The sequence below is a fragment of the Pseudomonas sp. GM21 genome (assembly GCF_000282215.1).
In the GTDB taxonomy this organism is placed as follows: Bacteria; Pseudomonadota; Gammaproteobacteria; order Pseudomonadales; family Pseudomonadaceae; genus Aquipseudomonas.
In genome coordinates this window covers 31424-49381 of sequence record NZ_AKJS01000190.1, presented here as the reverse complement: position 1 = coordinate 49381, position 17958 = coordinate 31424, and the positions used below count along the sequence as shown (strand labels likewise).

The 17958-nt window shown below is 59.6% G+C and carries 16 protein-coding genes and 1 pseudogene; 8 read left to right on the top strand and 9 right to left on the bottom strand.

The genetic code is table 11. The annotated features are described in order from the left end of the window. Positions 1 to 65: 65 nt before the first annotated feature. The 4 genes from hutH (PMI22_RS02305) to hutG all read left to right on the top strand — a co-directional run bounded on the left by hutH (PMI22_RS02305) (position 66) and on the right by hutG (position 5408). The gene (gene hutH / locus PMI22_RS02305; RefSeq protein WP_007948988.1) at positions 66 to 1589 is read left to right on the top strand and encodes a histidine ammonia-lyase; all 1524 of its coding nucleotides are present in this window, start codon (positions 66 to 68) and stop codon (positions 1587 to 1589) included. 134 nt (positions 1590 to 1723) lie between these two features. Continuing rightward, the gene (hutH, locus tag PMI22_RS02310; RefSeq protein WP_007948987.1) at positions 1724 to 3256 is read left to right on the top strand and encodes a histidine ammonia-lyase; all 1533 of its coding nucleotides are present in this window, start codon (positions 1724 to 1726) and stop codon (positions 3254 to 3256) included. A 132-nt stretch (positions 3257 to 3388) separates the two neighbouring features. Then, entirely contained in the window at positions 3389 to 4594 is a 1206-nt protein-coding gene (gene hutI / locus PMI22_RS02315; protein ID WP_007948986.1) for an imidazolonepropionase, read from the top strand. Between the two features lie 10 nt (positions 4595 to 4604). Next, positions 4605 to 5408 (top strand): N-formylglutamate deformylase, encoded by an 804-nt coding sequence (hutG, locus tag PMI22_RS02320; RefSeq protein WP_007948985.1) that lies wholly within the window; start codon positions 4605 to 4607, stop codon positions 5406 to 5408. Between the two features lie 16 nt (positions 5409 to 5424). Here hutG and PMI22_RS02325 read toward each other — a convergent pair whose 3' ends face one another. After that, the gene (locus PMI22_RS02325) at positions 5425 to 5943 is read right to left on the bottom strand and encodes a hypothetical protein (RefSeq protein ID WP_007948984.1); all 519 of its coding nucleotides are present in this window, start codon (positions 5941 to 5943) and stop codon (positions 5425 to 5427) included. 383 nt (positions 5944 to 6326) lie between these two features. Between PMI22_RS02325 and pip the strand changes: the two genes are divergently transcribed. The 4 genes from pip (at position 6327) to mdoH (ending at position 12431) form a co-directional block, all read left to right on the top strand. Beyond that, positions 6327 to 7298 carry a prolyl aminopeptidase gene (gene pip / locus PMI22_RS02330; RefSeq protein ID WP_007948983.1) on the top strand — a complete coding sequence of 324 codons (972 nt, stop codon included), beginning with the start codon at positions 6327 to 6329 and terminating at the stop codon, positions 7296 to 7298. After that, entirely contained in the window at positions 7295 to 7732 is a 438-nt protein-coding gene (gene dtd, locus PMI22_RS02335) for a D-aminoacyl-tRNA deacylase (RefSeq protein ID WP_007948982.1), read from the top strand. The genes pip and dtd overlap by 4 nt, the downstream gene beginning before the upstream one ends. Before the next feature lie 321 nt (positions 7733 to 8053). Next, positions 8054 to 9868 (top strand): glucan biosynthesis protein G, encoded by a 1815-nt coding sequence (locus PMI22_RS02340; protein WP_033049763.1) that lies wholly within the window; start codon positions 8054 to 8056, stop codon positions 9866 to 9868. Next, complete coding sequence (gene mdoH, locus PMI22_RS02345; protein ID WP_033049757.1) at positions 9861 to 12431, top strand: glucans biosynthesis glucosyltransferase MdoH; 2571 nt, start codon at positions 9861 to 9863, stop codon at positions 12429 to 12431. Before PMI22_RS02340 ends, mdoH begins: the two co-directional genes overlap by 8 nt. A gap of 167 nt (positions 12432 to 12598) precedes the next feature. On the opposite strand, the gene PMI22_RS32560 is transcribed toward mdoH, so the two are convergent. The 8 genes and pseudogenes from PMI22_RS32560 to hisI form a co-directional block, all read right to left on the bottom strand. Then, the gene (locus PMI22_RS32560) at positions 12599 to 13312 is read right to left on the bottom strand and encodes a methyl-accepting chemotaxis protein (protein WP_443200816.1); all 714 of its coding nucleotides are present in this window, start codon (positions 13310 to 13312) and stop codon (positions 12599 to 12601) included. 144 nt (positions 13313 to 13456) lie between these two features. Continuing rightward, positions 13457 to 14515 (bottom strand): annotated as a pseudogene (locus PMI22_RS32555) (methyl-accepting chemotaxis protein); the annotation flags it as partial. Between the two features lie 94 nt (positions 14516 to 14609). After that, positions 14610 to 15317: a 16S rRNA (uracil(1498)-N(3))-methyltransferase gene (locus tag PMI22_RS02355; protein WP_007948976.1), complete on the bottom strand. Its 708-nt coding sequence runs from the start codon at positions 15315 to 15317 to the stop codon at positions 14610 to 14612. After that, the gene (tatC, locus tag PMI22_RS02360; protein ID WP_007948975.1) at positions 15314 to 16114 is read right to left on the bottom strand and encodes a twin-arginine translocase subunit TatC; all 801 of its coding nucleotides are present in this window, start codon (positions 16112 to 16114) and stop codon (positions 15314 to 15316) included. The genes PMI22_RS02355 and tatC overlap by 4 nt, the downstream gene beginning before the upstream one ends. Positions 16115 to 16370: 256 nt before the next feature. Further along, positions 16371 to 16829 carry a Sec-independent protein translocase protein TatB gene (gene tatB / locus PMI22_RS02365; protein WP_007948974.1) on the bottom strand — a complete coding sequence of 153 codons (459 nt, stop codon included), beginning with the start codon at positions 16827 to 16829 and terminating at the stop codon, positions 16371 to 16373. Between the two features lie 10 nt (positions 16830 to 16839). After that, positions 16840 to 17112: a twin-arginine translocase TatA/TatE family subunit gene (locus PMI22_RS02370; protein WP_007948973.1), complete on the bottom strand. Its 273-nt coding sequence runs from the start codon at positions 17110 to 17112 to the stop codon at positions 16840 to 16842. 25 nt (positions 17113 to 17137) lie between these two features. Beyond that, positions 17138 to 17470, bottom strand: coding sequence for a phosphoribosyl-ATP diphosphatase (locus PMI22_RS02375; RefSeq protein ID WP_007899279.1), 333 nt, complete (start codon positions 17468 to 17470; stop codon positions 17138 to 17140). After that, a complete protein-coding gene (hisI, locus tag PMI22_RS02380) occupies positions 17463 to 17864 on the bottom strand; it encodes a phosphoribosyl-AMP cyclohydrolase (protein ID WP_007948971.1) in 402 nt (133 codons plus the stop codon). Before hisI ends, PMI22_RS02375 begins: the two co-directional genes overlap by 8 nt. Positions 17865 to 17958: the final 94 nt, after the last annotated feature.

The window sequence follows — 17958 nt, the reverse complement described above, 5'->3', positions numbered from 1 at the left end:
GAGCCTGCTCGCGAAGGCGGCGGTGGAGCTGCATTAAAATTGAAGAAATACAGTTGAGGTCAAAGATGTCCCAGGCTGAAAAAATCGTTATCGCCGATGCCCCGGTGCGTTGGCAGGATGTGGTGGCCGTCGCCCGTCATGGCGCGCAGCTTGAGCTGTCGACGCAGGTCTGGGCACGCATTGAAAACGCCCAAGGCATCGTCCAGCGCATCGTCACCAGCGGCGAGCGCGCCTATGGCATCAACACCGGGCTCGGTGCGTTGTGCAACGTATCCCTGCAAGATGAACAACTCAGCCAGTTGTCGCGCAACACCTTGCTCAGTCACGCCTGCGGCGTTGGCGCACCGCTGACCAACGAGCAGACTCGCGCAATCATCTGTGCCGCCGTCATCAACTACAGCCATGGCAAATCCGGCCTGCACCGTCAGGTGGTTGAAGCCCTGCTGGCGCTGCTCAACCGTGGTATTACCCCGCAAGTGCCATCCCAGGGGTCCGTGGGCTACCTGACGCACATGGCGCACATCGGCATTGCGCTGCTGGGTGTCGGCAATGTCAGCTATCGCGGGCAGATCGTTTCCGCCCAGCAAGCCCTGGCCGAAGAAGGCCTGCAACCGGTCAAGCTCGGCGCCAAAGACGGTTTGTGTCTGGTAAACGGCACGCCATGCATGACCGGCCTCAGCTGTCTGGCGATTGCCGACGCCGCGCATTTGCTGCAATGGGCCGACGTGATCGGCGCCATGAGTTTCGAAGCCCAACGCGGTCAGATCGATGCGTTCGACGCCGAAATCATCGCGCTCAAGCCGCATCCGGGCATGCAGCAAGTCGGCATCAATTTGCGCGCTGTGCTCGATGGCAGTGAAGTGATCGCCAGCAGCAAAGGCATTCGTACTCAGGATGCGTTGAGCATCCGTTCGATCCCGCAGGTACACGGCGCTGCCCGTGATCAGCTGGTTCACGCGACCAAACAGATCGAAAACGAACTCAACGGCGCCACCGACAACCCGCTGGTACTGGGCACCCCGGACAACTACCGCGTTGTTTCCCAGGCCAATCCGCACGGCCAGTCCGTAGCGATGGCGGCGGACCTGCTGGCCATCGCCATGGCCGAAATCGGTTCCATCGCCGAGCGCCGTCTGGACCGTCTGATCAACCCGCACGTCAGCGGTCTGCCAGCCTTCCTGGTGGCCAACCCGGGCGTCAACTCCGGGATGATGATCGTCCAATATGTCGCCGCTTCCCTGTGTGCGGAAAACCGTCAATTGGCGCAACCCGCCGTGCTCGACAACTACGTCACGTCCGGCCTGCAGGAAGACCACTTGAGCCTGGGCACCAACGCTGCGCTGAAGCTGCATCGCGCCTTGGAAAACTGCACCCAGATCCTCGCCATCGAGTACCTGCTGGCGGCCCAGGCGTTCGAATTCTTGAAGGAGCAACGCTTTGGCGCGGGCACAGATGCGGCGTGGCGTCTGCTGCGCGAGCATGTCCCGGCTTATGATCAGGACCGCTGGCTGGCCCCGGACATCGCTGCGGCGGCCGCTGTGTTGAAAGAACAGAATTTGCTGCACAAGGCTTTACCAAACCTGAACTGATTTCCAATAAAAACCAGCGTGCCAAGGCGCCAGCCCCCTCATAAAGGGGGAAGCGACGGACAACGGATATTTCCGGAGCGTCTGGTCTGCCTCTCTATACAGAGAGCATTAACAACTCTCAAAAGGAGCATGAAATGACTGCGCTAAACCTGATTCCCGGCCAATTGAGCCTTGCCCAGCTGCGTGATGTCTACCAGCAGCCAGTGAAACTGACCCTCGACAACAGCGCCTCGGCCCAGATCGAAGCCAGTGTTGCTTGCGTGGAACAGATTCTCGCCGAGAACCGCACCGCTTACGGTATCAACACCGGTTTCGGCCTGTTGGCGTCGACCCGTATCGCCAGCGAAGACCTGGAAAACCTCCAGCGGTCGCTGGTGTTGTCACACGCCGCCGGTGTCGGCGAGCCGATCAGTGACGCGCTGGTGCGGCTGGTGATGGTGCTCAAGGTCAACAGCCTGAGCCGTGGTTTTTCCGGTATTCGTCGCGTGGTCATCGACGCGCTGATCGCGCTGATCAACGCCGAGGTCTACCCGCACATTCCATTGAAAGGCTCGGTCGGTGCTTCCGGTGACCTGGCGCCATTGGCGCACATGTCGCTGGTGCTGCTGGGTGAGGGCAAGGCGCGCTACAAGGGCGAATGGATGGAAGCGACCGAAGCGCTGAAAGTCGCTGGTCTCACTCCGCTGACCCTGGCCGCGAAAGAAGGCCTGGCACTGCTCAACGGCACTCAGGTGTCGACCGCTTATGCCTTGCGTGGTCTGTTCGAAGGCGAAGACCTGTTTGCTGGCGCGGTGGCGCTGGGTGCGCTGACCGTTGAAGCAGTGTTGGGCTCGCGTTCGCCGTTCGATGCACGCATCCATGCTGCTCGTGGCCAGAAAGGCCAGATTGACGCCGCTGCCGCTTACCGCGATTTGCTGGGCGAACGCAGTGAAGTGTCCGACTCGCACGAGAACTGCGAAAAGGTCCAGGATCCGTACTCCCTGCGTTGCCAGCCACAAGTCATGGGCGCCTGCCTGACCCAGTTCCGTCAGGCCGCCGAAGTGTTGGCCGTCGAAGCCAATGCCGTCTCCGATAACCCACTGGTATTCGCTGCTGAAGGCGATGTGATTTCCGGCGGTAACTTCCACGCCGAACCAGTGGCCATGGCCGCTGACAACATGGCACTGGCTATCGCGGAAATCGGCTCCCTGAGCGAACGCCGCATCTCGCTGATGATGGACAAGCACATGTCGCAACTGCCGCCGTTCCTGGTGGCCAACGGTGGCGTGAACTCCGGCTTCATGATCGCTCAGGTGACTGCAGCGGCACTGGCCAGCGAGAACAAGGCACTGGCACATCCGCATTCGGTGGATAGCCTGCCGACCTCGGCGAACCAGGAAGACCACGTGTCCATGGCCCCGGCGGCGGGCAAGCGTCTTTGGGAAATGGCCGAAAACACTCGCGGTGTGCTGGCGGTGGAATGGTTGGCGGCGGTTCAAGGCCTGGACTTGCGCAATGGTCTGAAGACTTCGGAAAAACTGGAAAAGGCCCGGGCGATTCTGCGTAAAGAAGTGCCGTTCTATGAGAAGGACCGCTTCTTTGCGCCGGACATCAATGCGGCGACCGAGTTGTTGGCGACCCGCTGCCTGAGTGAACTGTTGTCGGTGAAGTTGCTGCCTAGCCTTTAACCCCCCCCATCGATCGTTCCCACGCTCTGCGTGGGAATGCAGCCCGTGACGCTCCGCGTCACTGGACGCGGAGCGTCCCTAGAGGCATTCCCACGCAGAGCGTGGGAACGATCACAAGACGAGGAATTCGGGATGAAAACTCTCTGGCAACACTGCCACGTCGCAACCATGGCGCAAGGCGTCTACTCGATCATCGAGGATGCGGCCATCGTGACGTCCGGTGCGCACATTGAGTGGATCGGCCCGCGCGCTGAACTGCCGGCGGGTGAATACCCGGCCGTCAACGATTTGAAAGGGGCCTGGGTCACTCCGGGCCTGATCGACTGCCATACCCACACGGTGTTTGGCGGTAACCGCAGCGGCGAGTTCGAACAGCGTCTGCAAGGTGTCAGCTACGCGCAAATCGCCGCAGCCGGTGGCGGCATCGCCAGCACCGTGCGCGCCACCCGCGCGGCGACCGAAGACGAGTTGTTCGCCAGCGCCGCCAAGCGTCTGAACAGTCTGATGCGCGACGGCGTGACCACGGTCGAAATGAAGTCCGGCTACGGCCTGGACCTGGCCAGCGAGCGCAAGATCCTGCGGGTCATTCGCCGCCTCGGCGCCGAACTTCCAGTGAGTGTGCGCAGCACCTGCCTTGCCGCTCACGCCTTGCCGCCGGAATACGCCGATCGCGCTGACGACTACATCGATCACATCTGCGCCGAGATGCTCCCGGCCCTGGCCGCTGAAGGGCTGGTGGATGCGGTGGACGCCTTCTGCGAATACCTGGCGTTCTCGCCCGCGCAGGTCGAGCGTGTGTTCATCACCGCACAGGAACTCGGTTTGCCGGTGAAGCTGCACGCCGAGCAACTGTCATCGCTGCACGGTTCGAGCCTGGCGGCGCGTTATCACGCACTGTCGGCCGATCACCTGGAGTTCATGACCGAGGACGACGCCATCGTCATGGCCGAGTCCGGCACCGTCGCGGTATTGCTGCCAGGCGCGTTTTACTTCCTGCGGGAAACCCAATTGCCGCCGATGGAGGCCTTGCGCAAACACGGGGTGAAAATCGCGATCGCCAGCGACCTCAACCCCGGCACCTCGCCAGCGCTGTCGCTGCGTTTAATGCTGAACATGGCCTGCACCTGTTTCCGCATGACCCCGGAAGAAGCGCTGGCCGGTGCGACCATTCACGCCGCCACGGCGTTGGGCATGGCCGACACCCATGGTTCGTTGGAAGCCGGCAAGGTCGCGGACTTTGTCGCCTGGCAAATCGATCGTCCCGCCGACCTGTCGTACTGGCTGGGCGGTGACCTGGAAAAACGCGTCGTGCGTCACGGCGTCGAGACAAGCGTTTAGGAGAGCAGTTGTGGATAAGGTTCTGAACTTCAAACAAGGCCGCGTGCCACTACTGATCAGCATGCCCCACGCTGGTGTGCGCCTGACCCCGGCGGTCGAAGCCGGGTTGATCCCCGACGCCCGCAGCCTGCCGGATACCGACTGGCACATCCCGCAGCTTTACGATTTTGCCGCGGAACTGGGCGCCAGCACCCTGGCCGCCGAGTATTCGCGGTTCGTGATTGACTTGAACCGGCCGTCCGACGACAAGCCTTTATATGTCGGCGCGACCACCGGTCTGTATCCGGCGACGCTGTTTGACGGCATACCATTGTTCCGCGAAGGGCTGGAGCCTTCGAAAGAAGAACGCGCGACCTGGCTGGAGCAGATCTGGACGCCGTATCACACAACACTGCAGAACGAGCTGGCGCGACTCAAAGCCGAGTTCGGCTATGCGTTGCTGTTCGACGCGCATTCGATCCGCTCGATCATCCCGCACCTGTTCGACGGCAAACTGCCGGACTTCAACCTGGGTACTTTCAACGGCGCCAGTTGCGATCCACAGCTTGCGAGTCAACTGGAAGCGATTTGCGCCCGTCATACCGAGTACAGCCATGTACTGAACGGTCGCTTCAAGGGCGGCCACATCACCCGGCATTACGGCAATCCGGCCGAGAACATCCACGCCGTGCAACTGGAGTTGGGGCAGTGCACTTATATGGAAGAGTTCGAGCCGTTCCGCTATCGGCAGGATCTGGCTGCGCCGACGCAAGTGGTGCTCAAGGAGTTGCTGCAAGGTTTGTTGGAGTGGGGATCTAAAAATTCCTTGAGGTAAGGTTGGGGGGCGGGCATTAAATAGAATGATTGCCACGGTTTAACAGATTGAAGCTTCCAAATAGTTGGAAGGGTTCTTCTTGGGCGTTTTCAACTAGAAGGCTGAAAGCGCCTGTGATGCATGTTTTTTCTTTATTCCACAAGTAGGTTGTACTGCCAGATTTGCCAATGTGGTATTCGATCGTATCTGTTGGTTTGCCATTGTCAGGTTTTATGACGACTATCTTGAACAGGTTTCCACTGTTTTTGGTCAGTATTGGCGGGCGGGTCCCGGGCTGGAATGGTTGGTTATTGGCGGATGTCTCTCCGGCAATAGTTAGCTGAATGGAGAAAATTTCGTCGGCTAAACCGCTTTTAATGGCTGGATCTTTGTAAGTGTCTTGGAAAGCTTTTAGTACCCAGCATTCACTTCCTGATGAGTCAACGCTCTTTTCTATGCCTATTTTATTTGCCTTGAATACGAAGTCTCCCGCTGGGAATTTTATGGTCGCATTGAATTCTTCTTTAAGGTTTTGTGATGTAGATGGCGTGCTCATAATATAGTCTCCAGATTGAAATATTGCCTTTGCGGATGGCGGTTACTGTTTGCTTGTTGATTTAATATTTCTCAATATTTTTTGTCTGCTGGTATTTTTGACAGTTTTTTATATTGTTTAGTTATATTGATCTGTCTGTATGCAGGAAACCGCCAGTATGGATACGACCTGTTATTAGGCGTGGGACTAGTACACGGCTGTTTGTACGCGCGCGGCGAGGACATTGAGCTCGGCGCACTCTTTGAAGCGCTGCTCGGATTTTTTGCTGACAGACGCTGACGCAGCAAGGGCATGCTCATCGACGTAATTCGGGTTTATGATGCCCAACGGCAGAATATTAGAAGTCCCCCCAGGGATGACCTCGACCCCTTACGGAGCGCGCAATGCAGACTTTGTACCCGCAGATCAAACCCCACGCCCGGCACGATCTGGCCGTCGACGAAACCCACACGCTGTATGTCGACGAAAGCGGTTCTCCTGAAGGTTTACCGGTGGTGTTCATCCACGGCGGCCCCGGCGCCGGGTGTGATGCCCAAAGCCGCCGGTATTTCGATCCGAACCTGTATCGCATTGTCACCTTCGACCAGCGCGGTTGCGGTCGCTCCACTCCCCACGCCAGCCTCGAAAACAACACCACCTGGGATCTGGTCGCCGACCTTGAGCGGATTCGCCAGCACCTGGGCATCGACAAATGGGTGTTGTTCGGCGGCTCGTGGGGTTCGACCCTGGCGCTGGCCTATGCGCAAACCCACCCGGAGCGTGTGCACGGTCTGATCCTGCGCGGGATTTTTCTCTGCCGTCCTCAGGAAATCGAATGGTTCTACCAGGCCGGCGCCAGCCGCCTGTTCCCTGATTACTGGCAGGACTACGTTGCGCCGATCCCGATGGACGAGCGCGACGATTTGCTCGGCGCTTTCCACAAGCGCCTGACCGGCAATGACCAGATTGCCCAGATGCACGCGGCCAAGGCCTGGTCTCTCTGGGAAGGTCGGACCGCCACCCTGCGTCCGAATCCACTGGTGGTCGATCGCTTCTCGGAGCCTCAGCGTGCGCTGTCGATTGCACGCATCGAGTGTCACTACTTCACCAACAACGCCTTCCTTGAGCCCAACCAGCTGATTCGTGACATGGGCAAGATCGCCCATTTGCCGGGTGTGATTGTCCATGGTCGCTACGATGTAATTTGCCCGTTGGACAATGCTTGGGAATTGCATCAGAACTGGCCGAACAGCGAGTTGCAAGTCATCCGTGACGCTGGTCATGCCGCTTCCGAACCCGGCATCACCGATGCATTGGTGCGCGCCGCCGGCCAGATGGCGCGCCGCCTGCTCGACCTGCCGCCTGAAGAAGCATGAAGGGCCTGCTGCAACGCGTGCGTGGTGCGCGAGTCGAGGTAGCGGGGGAGGTGGTGGGTGCGGTCGACCAGGGATTACTGGTGCTGGTCGCCGTCGAGCCCGAGGATACGAGGGCCAGCGCCGACAAACTCCTGAATAAACTGCTTAACTATCGGGTATTCAGTGACGCCGAAGGCAAGATGAATCTGTCCCTGACAGATGTCGGCGGCGGGTTGCTGCTGGTCTCACAGTTCACCTTGGCCGCCGACACAAAAAACGGGTTGCGTCCGAGTTTTTCTACTGCGGCCCCTCCTGCCTTGGGTGAGGAACTGTTCGACTATCTATTAGGTAAAGCGAAACAGGTGCATGGCACTGTGGCATCAGGTAGATTCGGCGCGGATATGCAGGTGCACCTGGTCAACGATGGCCCGGTAACCTTCCTGTTACAGACCTGAAAGCACTTGAAACAACTTTTTTAGGGCTTTTCGACTGCAAACAGGCGTTTTTCGCGTGAAATACTTTGTTGCGCATGATGCGTTGTAACGCGGCCTGCTAGATAATCGCGCGCTACGGGGATCGGCGTTCGTTGGTCCATTTTGACTTAGGTAGAGACTTGTCCTGGACCGTTTGGGGAATCATTTAGCCCCATCGGAGTCGGAACAATGCTCGCCAACTTGGCAAGAGTGGTTTGCAAGGTCGGTTTTTTCATGCCGTTGACCGTGCAGGCCCTTCAACTGGCCGTTGGTTTTTTGATCTGTTTTCGGCGAGGGTTGCTCGTGATTGTTAGTCCCTGTAATGCACCAAAATTGACTGCCAAACGGTTCCGAAACGCTCTGGTAGCGGGCTCTGCTCTGCTTTGCCTGTTCAGCGCCGGCCAGTTGTGGGCTTTCAATCTGGAGGATGTGTCGGTCAAGGCAAAAGAGCTGGCCGCGCAAAAATACGAAGCTCCGCGCAGTAACCTGCCGAACGAGTTCCGCGATATGAAATTCGCGGACTATCAGAAAATTCGTTTCCTGACCGAAAAAGCTGAATGGGCGGACCAGAAAACTCCGTTCAAGCTGTCGTTCTATCACCAGGGTATGCATTTCGATACGCCGGTGAAAATCAACGAAATCACGGCTAACTCCGTCGCAGAGATCAAGTACGACCCGACTCGTTTCGATTTCGGCGACGTGAAATTCGACCCTAAAGCCACCGAGCAACTCGGTTATGCCGGTTTCCGGGTGTTGTACCCGATCAACAAGGCTGACAAGCAAGACGAAATCATGACCATGCTCGGCGCCAGCTACTTCCGCGTCGTCGGCAAGGGTCACGTCTATGGTTTGTCTGCTCGGGGCATGGCGATTGATACCGCGTTGCCATCCGGCGAAGAGTTCCCGCGCTTTACCGAGTTCTGGATTCAACAGCCAAAGCCGGGCGACAAGCATCTGGTGATTTTTGCGTTGCTGGATTCGCCGCGTGCTACCGGTGCCTATCGCCTGACCTTGCGTCCGGGCAGCGACACCATTGTTGACGTCAAGGCGCAGGTGTTCCTGCGTGACAAGGTCGGCAAGCTGGGTATCGCTCCATTGACCAGCATGTATCTGTTCGGCGCCAACCAGCCATCGAAAGTGCTGAACTACCGCCGTGAACTGCACGACTCCAGCGGCCTGGCAATCCATGCCGGCAACGGCGAATGGATCTGGCGCCCATTGAACAACCCGAAACACCTGTCGGTGAGCAACTTCTCGGTCGAGAATCCGCAAGGCTTCGGCTTGCTGCAACGTGGCCGTGACTTCAGCCACTACGAAGACCTTGATGATCGTTATGACAAGCGTCCAAGCGCGTGGATCGAGCCGAAGGGTGACTGGGGCAAGGGTACCGTGGATCTGGTCGAGATTCCGACCGCCGACGAAACCAACGATAATATCGTTGTTTTCTGGAACCCGGAAAAACTGCCAGAGCCTGGCCAGCCGCTCGATTTTGCCTATCGCCTGCACTGGACCATGGACGAAGCCTCGCTTCACGCCCCCGACAGCGCCTGGGTCAAACAGACCCTGCGTTCTACCGGTGACGTCAAACAGTCCAACCTGATTCGTCAGCCGGACGGTAGCGTTGCTTATCTGGTGGACTTCGAAGGTCCGTCCCTGGCGGCATTGCCGGCAGAGTCGGACGTGCGTAGCCAGGTCAGCGTGGGTGACAATGCCGAGCTGGTCGAGAACAGCGTGCGTTACAACCCTGAAACCAAGGGCTGGCGCCTGACTTTGCGCATGAAGATCAAAGACCCGGGCAAAGCCACCGAAATGCGTGCGGCGCTGGTGCAGAGCATCGTGCCGGCCGACCTGGCCAAGACGTCGCTTCCCGCGTCGAATTCGTCTGTCGCCAAAGCCGACAAGGTTGCCGCCAAGCAACAGGAAAAAGCCGACAAGGAAGCCAAGCAAGCAGAGGCCAAGCAGGCCGATGCCAAGCCGGTTGCAGATGCCAAGGACAAGGCCAACAAAGACGCCCAGCAGCCTGTTGCTGCCGACGCGGCCCCAGCCACACCGGAATCGGCGCCGACTGAAGAAGTCCTGACCGAGACCTGGAGCTACCAGTTGCCTGCCGATGAGTAATTCTCAAGTACAGCCAGAGACACTTGCCGAGTATCTGGCGCATCTACCGATGACCGACCAGCAGCGCGCGGAACTCGCGGGCTGCCAGTCCTTTAGCGAATTGCACCAGCGTCTGTCGTCTTCAACGTTCGATGCACCGACCGAGGCCGCCCAGGCTTCGGTAGGCCGTCGCTTGACCCTGAGCACGGCGCAAGAGCTGGAAGAAGCGGAAATGCTGGCGGTCGACGCCAGCGGTCGGGTTTGCCTCAAGGCGACTCCGCCGATCCGTCGGACCAAAGTCGTGCCGGAGCCGTGGCGCACCAACATCCTGGTGCGTGGCTGGCGTCGTCTGACCGGTCGCACCAATCCGCCGGCTCCGCCGAAAGATGAACGCGTGTTGCCGGCTGCCCGCTGGCGCACCGTGGGTTCGATCCGTCGCTATATCCTGCTGGTGTTGATGCTCGGCCAGACCATCGTGGCCGGCTGGTACATGAAAGGCATCATGCCGTATCAGGGGTGGTCGTTCGTCGACCTCAACGAAGTCCTGCATCAACCGCTGCTGCAAACCGCCACGCAAGTGATGCCGTATGCGCTGCAAACCAGCATCCTGATTCTGTTCGGGATTCTGTTCTGCTGGGTATCGGCCGGTTTCTGGACCGCGCTGATGGGCTTCCTCGAGTTGCTGACGGGTCACGATAAATACCGCATCTCCGGTAAAAGCGCCGGTAATGAGCCGATTCCAAAGGACGCACGAACCGCACTGGTGATGCCGATCTGCAACGAAGACGTACCCCGGGTATTTGCCGGTTTGCGCGCGACGTTTGAATCGGTTGCGGCCACGGGTGACCTGGATCGCTTCGACTTCTTCGTCCTCAGCGACAGTAACGACGCGGATATTTGCGTTGCCGAACAGCAAGCCTGGCTGGACGTGTGCCGCGAAGCCAAGGGCTTCGGCAAGATCTTTTACCGCCGTCGCCGCCGTCGTGTGAAACGCAAAAGTGGCAACCTCGACGACTTCTGCCGTCGTTGGGGTGGCGATTACAAGTACATGGTCGTGCTCGACGCGGACTCCGTGATGAGCGGCGAATGCCTGACCAGTCTGGTGCGCTTGATGGAAGCCACGCCGGATGCCGGGATCATTCAGACTGCGCCGCGTGCGTCGGGCATGGATACTCTTTATGCGCGCATGCAGCAGTTTGCGACTCGCGTGTACGGTCCGCTGTTTACCGCCGGTCTGCACTTCTGGCAGTTGGGCGAATCCCACTACTGGGGCCACAACGCGATCATCCGCATGAAGCCGTTCATCGAGCACTGCGCCCTGGCGCCGTTGCCGGGTAAAGGTGCTTTCGCCGGTGCGATCCTGTCCCACGACTTCGTTGAAGCCGCGCTGATGCGCCGTGCCGGCTGGGGCGTGTGGATTGCCTATGACTTGCCGGGCAGCTACGAAGAACTGCCGCCGAACCTGCTGGACGAACTCAAGCGTGACCGTCGCTGGTGCCACGGTAACCTGATGAACTTCCGCCTGTTCCTGGTCAAAGGCATGCACCCGGTTCACCGGGCGGTGTTCCTGACCGGCGTGATGTCTTATCTGTCGGCGCCGTTGTGGTTCTTTTTCCTCGTGCTGTCGACGGCGCTGCTGGCGGTCAATACGCTGATGGAGCCGCAATACTTCATGGAGCCGCGTCAGCTCTATCCGTTGTGGCCGCAATGGCACCCGGACAAAGCCGTCGCGCTGTTCTCCACGACGGTGGTGCTGTTGTTCCTGCCGAAGCTGTTGAGCATCATCCTGATCTGGGCCAAAGGCGCGACAGAGTTCGGTGGCAAGCTCAAGGTGACCCTGTCGATGCTGCTGGAGATGCTGTTCTCCATGCTGCTGGCGCCGGTGCGGATGATTTTCCACACCCGTTTCGTACTGGCCGCGTTCCTCGGTTGGGCCGCGACCTGGAACTCGCCACAACGTGACGACGACTCCACGCCATGGAGCGAAGCGGTCAAGCGCCACGGTCCGCAGACCTTGCTGGGCTTCTTCTGGGCCTTGCTGGTGATCTGGCTGAACCCGAGCTTCCTGTGGTGGCTGGTGCCGATCGTCGGTTCGTTGATGCTGTCGATCCCGGTGTCGGTGATCTCCAGCCGGGTCGGTCTGGGCCTGAAATCCCGTGACTCGAGCCTGTTCCTGATTCCCGAGGAATACAATCCGCCGCAGGCGTTGCTGGCGACTGACCAGTACACCCACGAAAATCGTTATCACGCACTGAACGACGGCTTTATCCGGTCGGTGGTCGACCCGCAGCAGAACGCCCTGGCGTGCTCGCTGGCGACGTCGCGTCACGGTCAGGCCGAGCCGATCGAGTGGTTGCGGGTAGAGCGGGTTCGTCACGCCTTGAAAGTCGGGCCTCATGGCTTGAACAATAATGAGCGTGTGCAACTGCTGAGCGACCCGGTGGCATTGGGTCGTCTGCATGAGCAGATCTGGAGCGAAGGCCACCCCGAATGGCTGAAGGCCTGGCGCACATCGGTGAAAGCCGATCCCCACGCGCCGCTGTTGCCGCTCAAGCCGCTGAGTGCACAGCCTCAGTTGGCGTAATGAAAAACCCCGCGAAAGCGGGGTTTTTTTGCGCCCAGGATCGCTGGATCGTTCCCACGCTCCGCGTGGGAAAGCATCCTGTGACGCTCTGCGTCACGCTTGAGAAGGGACGCGGAGCGCCCCGGACGGCATTCCCGCGCGGAGAGTGGGAACGATCATGCGGCTGATCAAACCTTGAACCTGCCCACCAGCATCTGCAGTTGCGTCCCCAACCGCGCCAGCTCAACGCTGGACGCTGCGGTCTCTTCACTGGCTGCCGAGGTCTGCTCGGACACATCGCGCACGTTCAGCACGCTGCGATTGATCTCCTCGGCCACCGCTGTTTGCTGCTCGGCTGCGGCGGCAATCTGCTGGTTCATCGTCTGAATCGCCGACACTGTGCGGGTGATGCTTTCCAGTGAACCGCCGGCCCGGCGGGTCAGTTCGACGCTGCTGTCAGTCAGGGCGCGGCTGTTGTCCATGATGGTCGCGACTTGCTGGGTGCCGGTTTGCAAACCGACGATCAACTCTTCGATTTCTTCGGTGGACTTCTGGGTGCGTTGCGCCAGGCTGCGAACTTCATCGGCAACCACCGCAAAACCACGTCCCGCTTCACCGGCACGGGCCGCTTCGATGGCTGCGTTGAGGGCTAACAGGTTGGTTTGTTGGGCGACGGATTTGATCACGTCGAGCACGCTGCCGATCTTGTCGCTTTCGCGTTTCAAATCACCCATCGCGGCGGTGGAATTGCCGACTTCGAGGGCCAGGCGCTCGATCTGGGCGATGGCTTCACCGACCACTTTGTCACCTTCACGGGCTTGCTGATCGGCGGCGACAGCGGCTTCGGAGGCTTCTTCGGCATTGCGCGCGACTTCTTGCACGGTCGCGGTCATTTCATTCATGGCCGTGGCCACCTGGTCGGTTTCGACCTTCTGGCTGTTGACCCCGGCGCTGGTTTGCTCGGTGACTGCCGACAGCTCTTCAGCGGCGTTGGCGATTTGCGTGACGCCGTCGCTGATACCGCCGATCAATTCACGCAGACCCAGGATCATGCTCTGCATGGCGCGCTGGAGCTGACCGAGTTCGTCGCGACGCTTGGAGGTCAGATTGTGAGTCAGGTCGCCGGCCGCCACGCGTTCAGCCACTTTGAGGGTCTGGCTCAGCGGTATGACGATCTGACGAGTGATCGCCCAAGCCGCGATCATGCCAAAGACCAAGGCCAGGGCGGTGGCCAGCAGCAGCATGTTCTTGGCGTGTGCAGCATCGGTATCGCGCACTACGGTTTGCGAAATCGTGAGCTTTTTGCTGGTGCCAAGCAGGATTTCGCCTTGGGCGGCCATGCGTTTGATCGCGTCGGCGCTGGCAACCTGAGAGTCGCGGTACTGGCTGACAGCCGCGCGGTAATCTTTGAGCGATTCGGTGGCCTGTTGCAGTTGGGCAGCGTGTTGTTCAGACAGTTCGGGCGGCAGGCTTTCCAGGTTTTTCAGGGCGTTGTCGATGGCGTCCAGCGCGGGCTGTTCGGCTTCTGGCTTGCCGCTGTAGGTGTAGCCGCGAACCTGGAAGCGCGCTTGCTGAATCAGTTTGCTCAGGTCGATCACGCTGTTGAATTGCGTAACACTGTCGCCCTGCAGCATCATTTTTTCGATTTCAGCAACCTTGGCCACGGCGTTGTCGGCGGTGGCACCGAGTTTGCTGCGGGCGTTTTCGCGGTTGGCACCGGCCTGGGTCAGGGCGATGAAGGCTTGCTTGTACTGGCTGACGGCGGCCAGTTGCTGGTCGATCATGGCCACGTCGGCAGGTTGCTCGATCATCTGGCGGGCGGCTTGCAGGCCGGTTTCGAGCTTGCCCAGCATCTCGTTTACGGCATCGGGGCTTTGTTCGCCACGACGGTTTTCGTAGTCCAGACGGGCGATGCGCAGGTCTCTGCTCAGGTCATTGATACTGGAAATGAAGCCCAGCTTATCGCCGCGGCTTGTCACATCACTCAGGCCGGTCCAGCCAGTAAAGGTGATCAATAAAGTAAGCAGCAGCACCAGGCCGAAACCGATCCCCAGTTTGCGATTGACGCTGACGTTTCCCAGACTCTCGGCTAGCCATTGGTACATGCTGCAACTCCCTGGACCACTGATTTGGTTTTGTGGGAACTGTATCGGCAGGCGGGAGAGAATCTGTAGGCGCTGGTTAAATGACTGTGGCGAGTCAGAAGAGGCGGGCGAGCAGCGCGGTGACGGCGGTTTCGACGCGCAGGATGCGCTCGCCGAGTTGCACCGGTTGCAGGCCGGCCTTGCCCATCAGGTCGATTTCGTAAGGGATCCAGCCACCTTCAGGGCCGATGGCCAGGGTCACCGGTTCGGCCAGGCCACGGGGGCAGGGAGGGTACTGGCCGGGATGGCCGACCAGTCCGAGGGTGCCTTCGGTAATCGCTGGCAGGCGGTCCTCCACGAACGGCTTGAAGCGCTTCTCGATGACGATTTCCGGCAGCACACTGTCCCGGGCCTGTTCGAGGCCGAGGATCAACTGCTCGCGAATCGCCTCGGGTTCCAGAAACGGGGTTTGCCAGAAGCTCTTCTCGACGCGGTAGCTGTTCACCAGCACGATACGTGGCACACCCATGGCGGCCACGGTCTGAAACACCCTGCGCAGCATTTTCGGGCGTGGCAGGGCCAGCACCAGGGTCAATGGCAGCTTGGTCGGGGGCGGTTGGTCGAGGGTGACCCGCAGTTCGGCTTCAGCGGCGTCCAGGCGTAGCACTTCTGCCGAGCCCATCAACCCGCCGATCCTGCCGACGCGCATGCTGTCACCGACTTCGCAGCGGTGGACTTCCTGCATGTGCGTCAACCGGCGATCACGCAGGATCACCCGGTCGGCCGCTATGAAGTCGGCTTCTTCGAGGAGTAGCAGGTTCACGGTTGGGTCGCTGGCGGCTGGTCGTTGTGATCGTCAACCGGTTGATCGTCCGGATGCTCGCCACGTTTGCTGATCAGGCTGCCAAACAGGATGCCGATCTCGAACAGCAACCACATGGGTACAGCCAGCAAGGTCTGCGAAAAGATGTCCGGCGGCGTCAGGATCATGCCGACCACGAAGCAACCGATGATCACGTAAGGGCGGATTTTCTTCAGGTACTTGACGTCGACCACGCCGATCCATACCAGCAGCACCACGGCCACAGGAATTTCAAACGCCACGCCGAAGGCGAAGAACAGCGTCATGACGAAATCGAGGTAGCTGGTGATGTCGGTCATCATTTCCACGCCGGCCGGGGTGGCGGCGGCGAAGAACTTGAAGATCAGCGGAAACACCAGGTAATAGGCGAACGCCATGCCGGCGTAAAACAGCACGATGCTGGACATCAACAACGGTACGGCAATGCGCTTCTCATGCTTGTACAAACCCGGTGCGATGAAGCCCCAGATCTGATGCAGGATCACCGGAATCGCCAGGAACAGCGACACCATCATGGTCAGCTTCAGTGGCGTCAGGAACGGCGACGACACGTCGGTGGCGATCATGGTCGCGCCGGCTGGCAGGTACTCGCGCAGTGGCGTGGAGACGAAGGTGTAGATCTGCTGGGTAAAGGCAAACAACCCGGCAAAGATGATGAAGACCGCCGCTACACAACGCAGCAGGCGGGTACGCAACTCGGTGAGGTGCGAAACCAGCGGCATGTGCTGGTCGTTTTCGGGGAGAGTAGGGCCTGTCATCGGTCATTTCCTGTGTCGCGCCGAGCCTGTATTTGCGCAGGGCAAGGCGCGAGGAGTGTAGTTTGGCGTTTCAAATAAGCGACGAGTAACGCAGCCCTGCGCAAATACAGGCCGGCCCTCCGGGTTGTGCCTGAAAGCGGGCCAGGCTGCGTTGTAGGCCTTGGAAAGGGAACAACCATTCCCTGCGGCCTACGCCTTGCCTGGCCCGCTTTCAGGCAACAACGCGACACAGGAAATGACCGATGACAGGCCCTTGTCATGGGGCTCGCGGCGGCAGTGTTGGGTCATGAGGGGCCGGCGCGGTCGGCGCGACGGCAGGCGCTACCGGTTCTACCGGGGTTGCTGAAGCAGCGGGCGCAGGTTGTTCCATCGCAAAAACAGGTGCAGGCGCGGGTGCAGGCTCAGTGGCGGCGGCAGGCGCGTGAATCGTCTGCGCCCCCACGTGTTCCACCGGCGTCGGCTCCTGCTGGGTCGGCGAGAACATTTTCCGCGCCTCCTGCTCCAGCGACAGAATGTGCTCGTTGTGCAGCTGCCGACGTATCTCGTCGGCGCCGATTTCACGTTCAACTTCCTGCTTGATCGCGTTGAAGCTGCGCTTCAAGCGTCCGACCCACAAGCCGGCGGTGCGCGCAGCACCCGGCAAGCGCTCGGGGCCCAGCACCAGCAGGGCTACGAGGCCGACGAGCAGCAGTTCAGAGAAGCTGATACCAAACATTAGTCAGTGCTCACACGTCTTTGCGGATCGGCTCTTCGACTTTTTGTGCCTGCACGTCGATGGTGTGCGGCTGGTTCACCGTGGCTTGCGGCTGAACCGGCGGTACCGGTTGGGACGGCGTAGCGGTCGGATCGGCGGGTTTTTCGTCGTCGTTCATGGCTTTCTTGAAGCCCTTGATCGACTCGCCCACGTCAGTGCCGAGGTTTTTCAGTTTCTTGGTGCCGAATACCAGTACGACAACAACCAGGATGACGATCCAGTGTTTCCAGTCAAAAATGCCCATGTTGCTGCTCCTCTCTAATAGTTATTCAGGCGGACGGGCGCGAGGCTTTCTCGGCGTGTCCGGACAGACCGAAACGACGGTCCAGTTCATCGAGTACAGCCTGTGGATGTTGGCCCAGTTGGGCGAGCATGACCATGCTGTGGAACCACAAATCGGCGGTCTCGTAGATCACATCGCTGCAGTCGCCACTGATGGCGGCATCCTTGGCGGCGATGATGGTTTCGACCGACTCTTCGCCGACTTTTTCCAGAATCTTGTTCAAGCCCTTGTGGTACAGGCTGGCGACATACGAACTGTCGGCGGCAGCGCCTTTGCGCTCTTCCAGCACTTGGGCCAGGCGGGTCAACGTGTCACTCATGGGTGTGTCCTGCGGAGTAGATGGCGTGCGGGTCCTTGAGCACCGGGTCGACGGTTTTCCAGTCGCCGTTCTCGAAGACACGGTAGAAGCAGCTTTGGCGGCCGGTATGGCAAGCGATGTCGCCAATTTGCTCCACCATCAGGATGATCACATCGGCGTCGCAGTCCAGGCGCATCTCATGCAGGGTTTGCACGTGGCCGGACTCTTCGCCCTTGCGCCACAGCTTGCCACGGGAGCGTGACCAGTAAATGGCACGATTCTCCGAAGCGGTGAGTTCCAGCGCTTCACGGTTCATCCAGGCCATCATCAGGACGCGCCCGGTTTTGTAATCCTGGGCAATCGCGGGCACCAGGCCATCAGCGTCCCACTTGATCTCGTCCAGCCAGTTTTTCATCTTCAGTTCCTGAAGCAGCTCCAAGCTTTTAGCTTTAAGCGGCAAGTAAAAGCCAGTGTGCGTCTGTCTTTCGTAAGGTGCAACGCGCATATCT